The sequence below is a fragment of the Fodinicola feengrottensis genome, from assembly GCF_039530045.1.
GTDB lineage: Bacteria > Actinomycetota > Actinomycetes > Mycobacteriales > HKI-0501 > Fodinicola > Fodinicola feengrottensis.
In genome coordinates, this window is the sequence record NZ_BAAANY010000038.1 from 195,771 (window position 1) to 207,738 (window position 11,968).

Here is an 11,968-nt window from a genome sequence, read left to right on the forward strand (position 1 = left end):
CGCTTCAGCGGCCGCCGAGGGGGTGAGACAGGAAGAACTGCCAGAGGATCTCGGTGGCGGAAATGGTGTGGGTAGCCGATCCGGGACCGCTGTCGACGAGTTCACCAGGCCAGGTGTGGCCGGCGCCGGCGATCCGGTAGTGCACGACGGCGGCGTGTCCAGCGCATCCCTGGAACGCGATTTTGGTGACATCGCTGCCAATGGCGGTGCTTGTCGGGGAGCCGCAATGGTCATGGTTCGCCCAGCCCTGAATCCAGTCCATCATGGCCGGGAGCGGTTCGCCGTGGCTGCTGGCCTCACCGTTGTAGTTGACGGTGGGGTCGGCGGTGCCGTGGAAGTCCACCAGGGACACCGGAGTGCCAGGTTCGCAGCCTTCGCGGGTTTCCGGATAGAAAGCGCCGGCTACTGTGCCGAAAGCGGCGATGCGATGGGACAGCCGGCAGCCAAGCAGAGCGGTGAAACCGGCGCCGTTGGACTTGCCGGTGGCATAGATCCGGGCTGGATTCACACAGAGCGTGGCCTGCAGGTGATTCAGCAGGTCGCTGGCGAAAAGCACGTCGTCCGACGGCGGCTGGTACGGCGCGCCCTGCCACGCTGTTTCGTTGCTCTCGCCCGGAAGGCCGACCGGATACACGACGATCGCGTCCAGCGCGTCGAGGCCGGAGAAGGCCTCGACGTCGGTGCCGTTTCCCTTGCGGCCGTGGAATGCGAGGATGACCGGTAGCGGTTGGGTGGGGCGGTAAGTGGCCGGAAGGTGCAGCAGGTAGGAGCGCTGGTATCCGCCCGATACGAGCGTACGCACCACTGTCTCGCCTTTGGACGCGTCCGGGGCGTGCAGGCATCCCGTTGTGGGTACGGGGAAATCGACCACGCCGACAGGTGGGCAGCTGGCCATTGCGGTGGCGAGCGCGATCGCCATGACAATGCGAGTAAGCATCACGGCACCTCGTTCAGAAAGGCGCGCAGCCGTGGGCTGCTCGGCGCATCGAAGAACTGATCCGGTGGCGCGGCCTCGATCAGGTGGCCCTGGTCGAGGAAAACCACCTGCTGGGCGACTTCGCGGGCGAACCGCATCTCGTGGGTGACGACGATCATCGTCATGCCCTGCGCGGCGAGGTCACGCATCACCGCGAGCACTCCCTTGACGAGTTCCGGGTCCAGCGCGGAGGTGGCCTCGTCGAAAAGCATGACTTCGGGTTTCATGGCAAGAGATCTGGCGATCGCCACTCTTTGTTGCTGACCGCCGGAAAGCTGCGCCGGCCGGCGGTCCTGGAGGTCGGCGAGCCCGACCGTTGCCAGCTGCGTACGAGCGACTTCCACTGCCTCATCGCGAGACTTTCCGAGCACCTGACGAAGAGCGAGGGTGACGTTGTCCAGCACGCTGTGGTACGGGAAAAGATGGAATTTCTGGAAGACCATGCCAACGCGCGTACGAATCCGGTCCACGTCAGCGCCCGGGTCGGTGATCGCGTCCGTACCGATCAGGATGCGGCCGGAATCGGGGCGCTCCAACAGGTTCGTACACCGCAGTAATGTCGACTTGCCCGATCCCGATGGCCCGATCACACACGTCGTGGAGCCGCCGGGAATGTCCAGCACGATGTCCCGCAACACTGGAGTGTGGCCGAATGATTTGCTGATCCGCTGATATTTCACCGCGGTACGGGAAGACACCGCACCCTGGGTGGTGGAGGTCTTCATGCCAGCGCCTCCGCGGTCCGTACGGGCCGGATTTTTCGCCGCGGAGACTGGGGTTCGCGCATGCGCCGGTCCCAGGCGTTGACGACGTAGGTGAGCGGGACAGTGATGGCGAGGTAGAGCAGCCCGGCCGCGACCAGCGGGGCGAGCGAGGCGTTGTTGACCGCGCTGTCCTGGGCGAGCGCGAACATTTCCCGCTGCCCGGCGGCAAGTCCGAGCAAGTACACCAACGCGGTGCTCTTGACGACCAGGATGAACTGCCCGGTCAGCGCCGGCAGGATCCGCCGGACACCGATCGGGACCACGATCAGCCGCAGCGTTCTCAGGTGCGACAGGCCGAGGCTGCGGGCGGCTTCCACGATGCCGGAGTCCACGCTCTGGAAGCCGGACCGGAAGATCTCGGCCATGTACGCGCCTTCCATCAGCCCGATCGCCAGCCCGGCGTAGCCGTACGTCCAGGTGCCGAAGATGGTCAGGCCGGCCAGCGGAAGACCCTGGCCGATCAGATAAACCGTCAGGATGTGCGGCAGGCCGCGCAAGATGTCCACATAAACTCGGCAGGGCAGCCGTACGACCCGAAGCCTGGACATCAGTCCGGCGGCCACCAGAATTCCCACGACCAGGCCGATGAGGCTCGCGAGCACTGCCAGCAGCAGGGTGTTGAGCAGCCCTTCCGTCAACAACTGGGCCAAAGTGCTGCCGATCAGCGGCAGGTCGAAGAAGGTGTCCAGGAAGCGTTTCAGGCCGTCCATGGCAGTTCCTACCTCACGAGCCGGCTGGACGCTGGTGCATGCCGGGGTAGGCGGCCAGCATGGAGGCCGGGATCAAGACGCCCGGCGGATTCCATTTGGCGAAGAGTTTCGTGTACGTGCCATCAGCGATGATCGCGGTCAGCGCGGAGTTGAGTGCCTTTTTCAGCGCCGGTCGGTCTTTCGCGACCGGGAAGGAGGTTTGCGCGGTGGTGATCGCCGGGCTGGCGCTGAAGTCGGGGTGCTGGGTGAGCAGTTGCGCGGTGGTCGTGGTGCCGGTGAACAGGCCGTCCACCTGGTGGGCCGTCAGCGCGTTGGCGCTGGCCGCGATGTTCGGGAACTCCTTGACGGTGATCCCCGGCATTTGCTTCTGCAGCAACGGAATCAACTCACTGCCTCGGGTGATCGCCACCGTCTTGCCGTTAGCGGACTGGATAGTGGGCAGCTGAGCGGATTTGCGCGAGATCAGTTGCGCCTGACCAAAAGACACCGCGCTGGTGAAGTCGGTGACCTGCTGGCGCGGGGGAGTGACCAGGGTGCCGAAGGCTGCCGAGTCGTACGTGTGGTTGCGGACATTGGGTAGCATGCTGGCGAAGTCGGTGGACACGTACGAGACGGTGACACCCATCTTCTTCGCCATCGCCTGGGTCAGCTCGATCATGAACCCGGCGGGTTTGCCGTCCTGGACGAAGGAGGTAGGCTTGTCGTCCGAGCGGAAGGCCAGTTTCAGCTGGCCGGCCGTGATGGTGCCAAGCTCGTTCCGGCCGGCGCCGCTAGCGCCGCCGCAGGCAGCCGTCGAAAGCGCGGCAAAGGTCGCTACGGTCGCGAGGATGAAACGTCGTCGGGGCAGTGCCGCATTCATGATGCCTCCACGTGAATGCTCGGCGGGTACGGGCTGGGCAGGCGAGCCGGCAGATTGGCTAGTTCTCCGAGGAATGTGGCGATCCGCTCGACAGCGGTCTGAATGATCCGCTCGCCCGCCTCGAGGGACGCCTGCCGTGCGTCGCCGAGATTTCCGGTACGCGACAGGACGTCGTACGCCTGCGGGAAATGGATGCCGGGATGTGCGCGGCTCAGCTGTCCGGCGGGATCGAGATCCGCCAGGTCGGCGCTGCCGCGCTCAAGACGCTCCGGGAAGACCAGGCTCGGATCCACGAACATGGCCTGGGACGTCTCGATTTCACAGCTGTGGCCGCGAACCTGGCTGGTGGCGAGGTCGGCCACCACGTCGGAAACGACTGCGGTGATGCCACTCCAGGCGATATGTAAGTCGGGAAAGTCCGCGCGCAATCGCGAAACGGCGACTTCCACGGCCGCATTGTTGCCGCCATGGCCGGTCAGCACGAACACTTTCCGCCAGCCGTGCCGATAAAGGCTGTCGACCAGCTCGTGCACCACTTGTTGCAGCGTCACGGCCGACAGCGTCAGGGTGCCCGGAAATGCCATGTGATGCTCGGAAACCCCGACCGGAATGACCGGTGTGACCACCACCTGCGGGCTTAGTCGCTGGGCCACCACATCGGCCACCACCTCCGCGCGAGTGGTGTCGGTCCGCATCGCCATGCCAGGCCCGTGCTGTTCGCAGGCGCCCAGCGGCACGATCGCGATCGGCGCACGGTCGGCCAGCGCGGCTATTTCTGGCCAGGTCAGGTCGGCCAGCCGGTGGGTACGGTCGGTGTGCATAAATCACCCAGTTCTTCGCAGTCCGAAAGGGAAATCAGGCGATGCGAGCCGCGATGTCGGACCGCAGCTGACGCAGGTGGTCGCGGGTGAGCCGTTCGGCGCCGGTCGCGTCGCCGGCTCGTACGGCCGCGAAAATGGCCTGGTGCTGGTCGTAATCGCGGCGCCGGTCGTCGATGAGCAGCCGCACCATCCGCTGTTCGCGGCCACGAACCGCCAGCAGCGAGTCCACCACCTCGAACAGCACCTGGTTGCCGCAGGCGTGGGCCAGCTCGCGGTGGAAATTCAGGTGCGGCTTGGCGTCCGTACGGTCCTGCAACGCCGTGTCCAGCGCCAACTCCAGTTGCGCGAGGTCGTCGTCGCTACGGTGTTGTGCCGACAGAGCCGCGATGCCCGGCTCGATGATGAGCCGAGCCTCGACCAACTGCAGGACCATGTCGTCCTGGATCGGCGCGGAGTTGGGATTGGGCAGCAGCGTACGGAAAATCCCGCGGCCGACGTAGACGCCCGAGCCGTGCCGCAACTGCACCGCGTCGGTGGCTTGCAGCCGACGCAAGGCCTCCCGCATCGTCGGTGGTGTCACCGAAAACCGCGCCGCGAGGTCGCGGACCGTGGGCATCGGGTCGCCGGGCCCGAGGTGCTGGTCCGTGATCAGGTCCAGCAGGCCGGTGACGAGCCGCTCGGACAGGGTGATCGGTTCGGTTCCCGCCATGGCGCCTCCCACCCTCGGTCTCGGCAGATTGACTAAATCACTTAGTTAATCCCGGGTCAAGGGTGGGAGGAAGCATGACGCGGATTTAGTTGTTTTCGCAGAGCTCCCGGGCCTGGTCCATGGTGGTGTACGCGGCTTCGGGGCTGCGCCGGCCGAGACCACAGGCGGCGGCCACATCGACAGGGTGGCCGACGGCGTCCTCGATCATCGCGAGGATCCGCCGCTGCTCGTCCAGCGATCGGCCTTCGTGCAGGAAGCCGGCGACGAAAGGCGTGCTGGGCGGCAGCCGGAGGCCCGCGAGCGGGCGGTAGAACTCCGGATCCAGCGACGGCGGCTGGTCGCCCTGGGCGAGCGGCGCATGCACGTAGTCCAAGGGCCGGCCCGCCGGCCAGCGGGCGGCGACCGCGTTGGCGAGCTTGACCAGCGGTGCGGCCGTACGCAGCTTGCCCAACGCCTGGTGGCCGAGGTCGCCGAGGCACAGGTGCACCCCGAAGCGGGCGCCGGCCGGTGCCGCCTTGGCGAGTTTCACGACGCTGGCGGCCATCCAGCCGGCGGCGAGCCCCCGTAGCGGCGCGGGCGCCATGGTCACCGACACCGTCTCGGCCGGGACCTCCAGCTGGAAGACCACCTCACCATGGGACTCGGCGTGGATCTGCCGCAGGTCACGCAGGGTCGCATCGGTGAAGGCCGGCCGGGTTCGCAGCATTCGGGTCGGGCCGGTGGCGAACATCGCCAAGTTCAGGTCGCCGGGGATGCCGACCTGGTACGTCGGCCGCACGCCGGCCTCCTCGGTCAGCCGGTCAAAGACGGGCCGGCTGTCTCGGTACGCGGCGAGGTAGCCGAGGTCGAGCTTGTCGCCGGTGAGCTGATGGCCTTTGCGTACGCGAAAATGCAGCTGGCTCTTGTAGTCGTGCATATCGCCGTCCTTGGCCACCTCCAGGTCGGGGTGGTCGCGGAAGCCGCGGATCAGCCCGACGATCCAGACCCGCCGGCTGCCGGTCTCGCCGTCCGGCAGCCGCCGCAGGTGCGGACCGAGCCGGTCGAGCGCGGCCCGCATCGCCTCCTCGGTGGAGTCCCCGGGAAGGGTGCCAATCAAGACCGCATGCCGTGACGCCATAAGTGACCATGCCCTTAAGCCAGTGGGGAAGATCCAAAGAGGGAGAAATCTGCCATATCACTGCGCTGGCGTACAGGGGCTTAGGACCGAAAAGTTCAGATCAGGGTGCGACGCTCGCGCCTTGGATGTGGTGGCGTTTCATCGCTTCGGCCACGAAACCGCTCGCCTTCATCTCCTGGACGAAGGCGGCCAGTAGCGCCTGCGCGTCGGCGCCCCGGCTGCTCGGCGTGCCCATCGCCTGCTGGATCACCATGAAACGCCCAGGCAGGACGCGTACGCCCGGAGCTCGTAACGTCTCGCCCTCGAGCACCTGCCGGATGCCGGCGGCCACCTCGACCTCGCCGTTGCGCAGGGCCGCGAGCGCGGCCGGCGCGCCCTGCAGTCGGACGATCTCGGCCTGGTGCAGCTCACGGGTCAGGAACAGGTCGTACGCGCTGCCCGAACCGACCGAAATCCGCTGGCCCGGGCAGTCCACCTGGGCGTTCTCGGTGAGCGCCGAGGACTCCGGAACGAGGTAGCTGCCCTCGATCAACACGTACGCGGCGGTGAACCGGAGGCCCTCGCCACGGGCCGGATCGATGGCGAAGAAGCCGATGTCGGCCTGTTCGCCGCGGACCGCCTCGACCGACGCCGCCGCCTTCTCGAACACCACCAGCTCGACCGGCAGCCCAAGCCGGCGGGCGAATTCACTGGCCAGATCGATCGAGACGCCAACCGGGTCGCCGCCGGTCGCCGGCCGGTTGGCCAGGATCGGGTTGCCGACGTTGATGGCGGCCCGCAGGGTGCCAGTTGGCGCGAACGCCTCGACCAACGCGGGAGTAATGGCCTGCTGCGAAGTCACGAGAAGAACCTTACGCAAGGCCCCATCAGCGCCGGCGACTGCCGAACAGCCCGCGCTCCCGGCGGGTGGAGGCGTGCGTACGCCCTGTTCAGCGCCCGGCATCGGCCCACCCGGGCCACCGAGATCCAGGACGTACTGGCCGCGCAGCCGACCGTCGACTGATTTTCGGGCGCGGGATTCTGGGCTGCGGGCGGAGATCCAAAGGTGGGTGAGGCGCCGGCCGGATTCTGGTTAGCTGTGGGCACTTGTCCGAGGCTTCGGCGCGTACCGTTAAGGATCCCAGATGCCCCAGTTGTCCGGCGCGCATGCGGTGATCACCGGTGGCTCGAGCGGGATTGGGTTGGCTACCGCGCATGCATTCGTGCGGCGGGGAGCCACCGTGTCGCTGATGGCTCGCGGCAGCGAGCGCCTGGAGGCAGCCGCGGCACAGCTCCGGCAAGAGGGTGCCACCGTCGCGACCGCGGCGGTCGACGTGTCGGACGCTGACGCCGTACGTGCCGCCGTCAAGGAGGTGACAGCGGCGCAAGGGCCTTGTGATGTCTTGGTGGCTTCGGCCGGTCAGGCCCGGCCGGGTCGGTTTCTGGAGCTGGACGACGCCATTTTCCGGGACATGGTCGAGGTGGACTATTTTGGTGTCTACCAAGCGATTAGGGCGGTCGTACCGTCGATGGTCGAGCGCCGGCGGGGTTCGATCGTGGCGATTTCCTCGGCCGCCGCGCTTGTCGGCATCTACGGCTACAGCGCGTACGGGCCGGCGAAGTTCGCTGTTCGCGGTTTGATGGAATCGTTGCGCGGCGAGTTGAAACCGCACGGCGTCCATGTCGGCTGCGTTTTCCCGCCGGATGTGGACACGCCTCAACTTGTCGAGGAAAACCAGTGGAAACCGGCCGAGACCGCGGCGATCAGCGGCACAATCAAGCCGATCCATCCGGACCGGGTCGCGCTTGCCATTGCTCGCGGGATCGAACGGAACAAGTTCGCGGTTTATCCCGATGCCGGTACGGCGGCGATCGCCCGGCTGATACCGCTCGCCGGATCACTCTGGCGGCGGTTCGAGGACAGCCGCATTCGCTCGGTCACGAGGAAATAGCGGCTGAACTCAGAGCAGCGTGACGGTGCCCTTCGCCCCGTCCACCCGGATCCGGTCGCCGGTGGTCAGCCGGCTGGTGGCGGTGCCGCAGCCCACCACCGCCGGGATGCCCAGCTCGCGGGCGACGATCGCGGCGTGCGAGAGCGGAGCCCCGACATCGGTGACAATGGCCGCGGCGCGGGGGAAAAGTGGCGTCCAGCCGATGTTCGTCACGGTGGTCACCAGAATTTCGCCAGGCTGCAACGCATCGCCCTCTTCCACGGTGCCTATCACCCGCGCGAGGCCTTCGACAATGCCGGCGGCGCCCGGAAATCCGGAGATCTCACGGCCGGTGACGGGCGCCGGAGCGGACGACTCGTGGTAGATGTCGTTGCGTCGGTGCGGATCCGCCGCCCACCCCGGTGGGTCGAAATGGCCGCGGATGTAGGTGGGATAGGGCGGCAAGGTGCGATAGAGGTGGTATGCGGCCCGTCGACTCGGCACCGCCGCGAGTGGCGTCTGGTCACCGGCCAGTACGGTCAGAATCTCCTCGATAGGCAGGAAAAACAGGTCGTCGCCCCGGCCGGTCAGCGCACCGGCCCGTACGACGAATGCCCGCAACACCCAGAACCCACGGACCATTTCCGATCGGGCCCGCTCGCGAGAGCGCGCCCCCATGGCGGCTCGGTCGAGGCGGCGACGGATCCGATCGGCCTTGCTCGGGTGCGCGACCCGCAGCCGCTGCCAGGCTTCGTCGCGGACTTTTGCCTGCCGCTCCAACAGATCCTCGGGATCCTGCGCGGCGCCGCCGAGTTGCCGGTCCAGCCAGGCCGGGTCCTCGGCCGGCCGCGACACCGACACCTCGAACTCGTCCGCGCACCGATGACCCCAGGTGCGCGCGTACGTGTCGCGGTCCAGCTGGCCGCGCTTCAGCCGGGCCAGACCGAGGACCGGTCCAAGGCTCGCCAACTCGCCGGAATCACCGTGCAACCCGGTCAAAAGCGTGTTCGCGTCCGCATCGCCGACCAGCTTGGGCAGCGACCGACGCAGCTTCGCCGACTGCCCGATGCCGGTACGGGCGCCCGCATCCAGCGTCTTGCAGACGATCCGCAGCATCGCGTCCACATCGGACTTCCAGAGCGCCAACAGGTCCGGCGGGGTCGACGTTTTGCCGATGTATTCTCGCAGTTCTTCGCATCGGGCCGGATTCGTCTTCAGGAGGTTCGCGAGTTCCTTTCGGTACGCACGCCCCTGTCGCAGGAACCCGATAGCGGTCGCGACCGCGGCCCGTACCACCGCTGGCCGGGACATCGGCAACAACGGCACCTCAACTTCGGCCGGTAGCCGGCCAAAAGTCTGCTCGCTGGTGCGCCGGACCAGCGAGCCGAGACCGACCGCGACACCGGCGGTGATCGGCAGGCTGAGATTCAGGTAAAACCGGCCACCGATGTTGCCCGACGACGGGTGACCGCCGAGCACCGAGTCCGACAGCGTCCGTACGAACGACCAGGTGACCGGGGTCATCACCGACGGCACCGCCTCACCGACATTGACCGAGGTCCACAGGTAATCGCCGCGAAGGCTGTCGTTCCACACCTCGATCGGGGTGCGCAAGTGGGTGATCGGCCGGGCCTGCAAAATGTATGACTGTCCATTGTGGACGGCCCATTCCACGTCCATCGGCAGGCCGTAAAGCCGCTCGATGCGCTCGCCCAGCGCTGCCAACTCGGCTGTACGCGCCTCGTCCAACACGGCCGCGTGCCGCAAGTCGCCCGGTGTCGGCTCCTCACGGGTGCCGTCCGGCGTACGCACCGTCATCACGGTTTTGTCTTGTACATTACGGGAGATCTCCCGGTGACTGCCGCGAGCCAACACGTACGTGTCCGGGCTGACCTGGCCGCCGACCACGGCCTCGCCGAGTCCCCAAGCCGCGTTCACGACGAGTTCGTCGCGGGCGCCGGTGACTGGGTTAGCGGTGAACAGCACGCCAGCCGCGTCCGCTGGCACGAGTTGCTGAACGACGACTGCGATCGCCACGTCCGTGGACGGAATCCCGTTACGTCTGCGGTAGTCGACGGCCCGCGCTGTCCACAGCGACGCCCAGCACCGTCGTACGGCCACGAGCAGGGCACCAGGCCCGACGACGTTGAGAAAGGTGTCATGCTGGCCGGCGAAAGACAGCTCTGGGAGGTCCTCCGCGGTCGCCGACGACCGGACCGCCACCGGTATGTCGTCGCCGAGGGCTTCGTACGCCTGAAGAATCGCGGCCGCCACGTCCGCCGGCAGGTCGTGGTTTTCGAACGCGGCAAGGACATCGGCTTCTGGTGCTGCCTTGATTGCCGGGCCGAGCCCTTCGGCGACGAAGGCGCGATAGGCATGGGTGGTGACGTGGAATCCCGGTGGGACCGGCAGCCCGGCCCGGCCGAGCCGGGCGAGCGACGCGCCCTTGCCGCCAGCGGTTCCCAGCTCCGCGGATTCGTCGGCAAGAGGCAGCACGAGCGCGTTTTCGGTCACCCCAAAAGCCTCGCAGGCCACTTGATGACTCTCCAATGACCCAGCCCGATGGTGCAAGTCGGCTACGTCACTGGAGTTGCCGTACGCGTCGCGGTGACCACCACCGCTGTGTAGTCCATTTCGAAGGCGCCGCCGGCCGCGTCGATGACGGCTCCGATGCCGTCGGCCAGCTTTTGTTGCTGTTCTGGCGAAAGCGTGCCGTGGCCACCGAAGGTCGCCAGCTGGTCCAGCCATTGGTCTCGGGTGTACGACCGCGCCCAGTCGTAGCGCCACTGCTCGGACTCGGTGAACGCCCCCGCCTCCCGCATCCCGTCGGCCGCTCTGTCGAACAACGCCGAATACCCCTGCAAGCTGGGCATCGGGCCGCGGCTCATCGGGGAGTCGGGCAACACTTCGCGATAGACACGGGAAAATGCGGCCGCGATCTCCGGCGACGACTGGAAGACGTACCAGAACAATGCCAGCCGGCCCCCAGGTCGCAGCACTCGCGCCGCCTTCGCCGCGCCGGCCACCGGGTCCACCCAATGCCAGGCCATGCCGGCGACGACGGCGTCGAACGTACGACCGGCCGGCTCCCAGGCCTCGAAGGTCGCCACCTCGGCGGGCACTCCGGTGCGCCTCGCGAGGTCGGTCATCCGTTGGTCAACATCGACTCCGAGGACTTGGCAGCCGGCCGCTTGGAACTGGCGGGCGACGATTCCGGTGCCGCACCCGACGTCGAGTACGTAGGGACCGGGGCTGGCGGCCACGATCCGGGCCACCATGGCGTCCGGGTAGCGAGGGCGGGCCCGGTCGTAGCGCTCGGGGTCGGTGCCAAACGACTCGGCGTACTGGCGGACCTGATGCGGTTTGAGCTCGCGCTCCGGCGGTAGGGTGACCATCCGCCCACTTTAAATGGGCGGCCGCCCACTCGACAAGCCGGAGCGCTCCGATCAGGGATGAAAGAATGCGTGGCATGCCAACTGGGGTAGCCATGCGGGACGCGCGGGAGCAACTGTTCGAGGCCGCCGAGCGCATTCTGCTGCGGGCGGGACCGCAGGCCCTGACCAGTCGGTCGGTCACCGCCGAAGCGGGCTGCGCCAAGGGGGTGCTGCACCGGCATTTCGCCGACTTCGACGCCTTCCTGGCCGAACTCGTCATCGATCGCGCCGCCCGGATCCAGTCGCAGTCCGCCGCACTGCTCGCGGCCGCTGGGACTGGCACTGTCGCCGGCACTCTCACCGGCGTCCTTATGGACCTGTTTCAGTCGGTCGCGGTGGCGATCGTCGGCCTGATCACCTTCCGGGATGACCTGCGGGCCAGGCTTCGCCAGGCCTGGCCGACCGGGGTGCCCGTACTCGCCGAAGCGACCGCCATGATCCGCACTTATCTCGCGGCCGAGCGCGACCTTGGCCGGATCGCGCCGGGTGCCGACATCGCGATGCTGGCGCCGATGCTGATCGGCACCGGGCACCTGCTGTTCGCCGACCGGGAAGGACCCACGCCGGACCGGGAAGCGGTCGCCAAGGTGGTGACCGCCGCGATCGCGGGAGTGGTCTGTCTTTGATTTGGCACGGCGGCTCCGGTGCAAAGACAGAACCACTAGCTC

12 protein-coding genes are annotated in these 11,968 nt (G+C 67.3%); 2 read left to right on the top strand and 10 right to left on the bottom strand.

Annotation, left to right across the window (positions count from 1 at the left end):
- Window positions 1-4: 4 nt before the first annotated feature.
- The 8 genes from ABD301_RS36500 to ABD301_RS36535 all read right to left on the bottom strand — a co-directional run bounded on the left by ABD301_RS36500 (window position 5) and on the right by ABD301_RS36535 (window position 6,797).
- Window positions 5-937 (bottom strand): CE1 family esterase, encoded by a 933-nt coding sequence (locus ABD301_RS36500; protein ID WP_163568897.1) that lies wholly within the window; start codon window positions 935-937, stop codon window positions 5-7.
- Window positions 937-1,701, bottom strand: coding sequence for an amino acid ABC transporter ATP-binding protein (locus ABD301_RS36505; protein WP_344314716.1), 765 nt, complete (start codon window positions 1,699-1,701; stop codon window positions 937-939). Before ABD301_RS36505 ends, ABD301_RS36500 begins: the two co-directional genes overlap by 1 nt.
- Entirely contained in the window at window positions 1,698-2,450 is a 753-nt protein-coding gene (locus ABD301_RS36510; protein ID WP_344314717.1) for an amino acid ABC transporter permease, read from the bottom strand. The genes ABD301_RS36505 and ABD301_RS36510 overlap by 4 nt, the downstream gene beginning before the upstream one ends.
- Before the next feature lie 13 nt (window positions 2,451-2,463).
- Complete coding sequence (locus ABD301_RS36515) at window positions 2,464-3,309, bottom strand: ABC transporter substrate-binding protein (RefSeq protein WP_163568896.1); 846 nt, start codon at window positions 3,307-3,309, stop codon at window positions 2,464-2,466.
- On the bottom strand, window positions 3,306-4,130 hold the full coding sequence (locus ABD301_RS36520) for a creatininase family protein (RefSeq protein WP_163568895.1): 825 nt from the start codon (window positions 4,128-4,130) through the stop codon (window positions 3,306-3,308). The genes ABD301_RS36515 and ABD301_RS36520 overlap by 4 nt, the downstream gene beginning before the upstream one ends.
- Window positions 4,131-4,164: 34 nt before the next feature.
- Window positions 4,165-4,839, bottom strand: coding sequence for a FadR/GntR family transcriptional regulator (locus tag ABD301_RS36525; RefSeq protein WP_344314719.1), 675 nt, complete (start codon window positions 4,837-4,839; stop codon window positions 4,165-4,167).
- Window positions 4,840-4,924: 85 nt separating this feature from the next.
- Entirely contained in the window at window positions 4,925-5,956 is a 1,032-nt protein-coding gene (locus ABD301_RS36530; protein ID WP_163568894.1) for a hypothetical protein, read from the bottom strand.
- A gap of 100 nt (window positions 5,957-6,056) precedes the next feature.
- Window positions 6,057-6,797, bottom strand: coding sequence for an ABC transporter substrate-binding protein (locus ABD301_RS36535; protein ID WP_344314721.1), 741 nt, complete (start codon window positions 6,795-6,797; stop codon window positions 6,057-6,059).
- Window positions 6,798-7,080: 283 nt separating this feature from the next.
- Between ABD301_RS36535 and ABD301_RS36540 the strand changes: the two genes are divergently transcribed.
- Entirely contained in the window at window positions 7,081-7,887 is an 807-nt protein-coding gene (locus tag ABD301_RS36540) for an SDR family oxidoreductase (protein ID WP_163568893.1), read from the top strand.
- A 9-nt stretch (window positions 7,888-7,896) separates the two neighbouring features.
- Here ABD301_RS36540 and ABD301_RS36545 read toward each other — a convergent pair whose 3' ends face one another.
- Both ABD301_RS36545 and ABD301_RS36550 read right to left on the bottom strand, forming a co-directional pair.
- Window positions 7,897-10,380 (bottom strand): PEP/pyruvate-binding domain-containing protein, encoded by a 2,484-nt coding sequence (locus tag ABD301_RS36545; RefSeq protein WP_344314722.1) that lies wholly within the window; start codon window positions 10,378-10,380, stop codon window positions 7,897-7,899.
- Window positions 10,381-10,442: 62 nt separating this feature from the next.
- Window positions 10,443-11,261: a class I SAM-dependent methyltransferase gene (locus ABD301_RS36550; RefSeq protein ID WP_344314723.1), complete on the bottom strand. Its 819-nt coding sequence runs from the start codon at window positions 11,259-11,261 to the stop codon at window positions 10,443-10,445.
- Window positions 11,262-11,335: 74 nt separating this feature from the next.
- On the opposite strand from ABD301_RS36550, the gene ABD301_RS36555 reads away from it, so the two are divergent.
- Complete coding sequence (locus tag ABD301_RS36555) at window positions 11,336-11,926, top strand: TetR/AcrR family transcriptional regulator (RefSeq protein WP_163568892.1); 591 nt, start codon at window positions 11,336-11,338, stop codon at window positions 11,924-11,926.
- Window positions 11,927-11,968 lie beyond the last annotated feature (42 nt).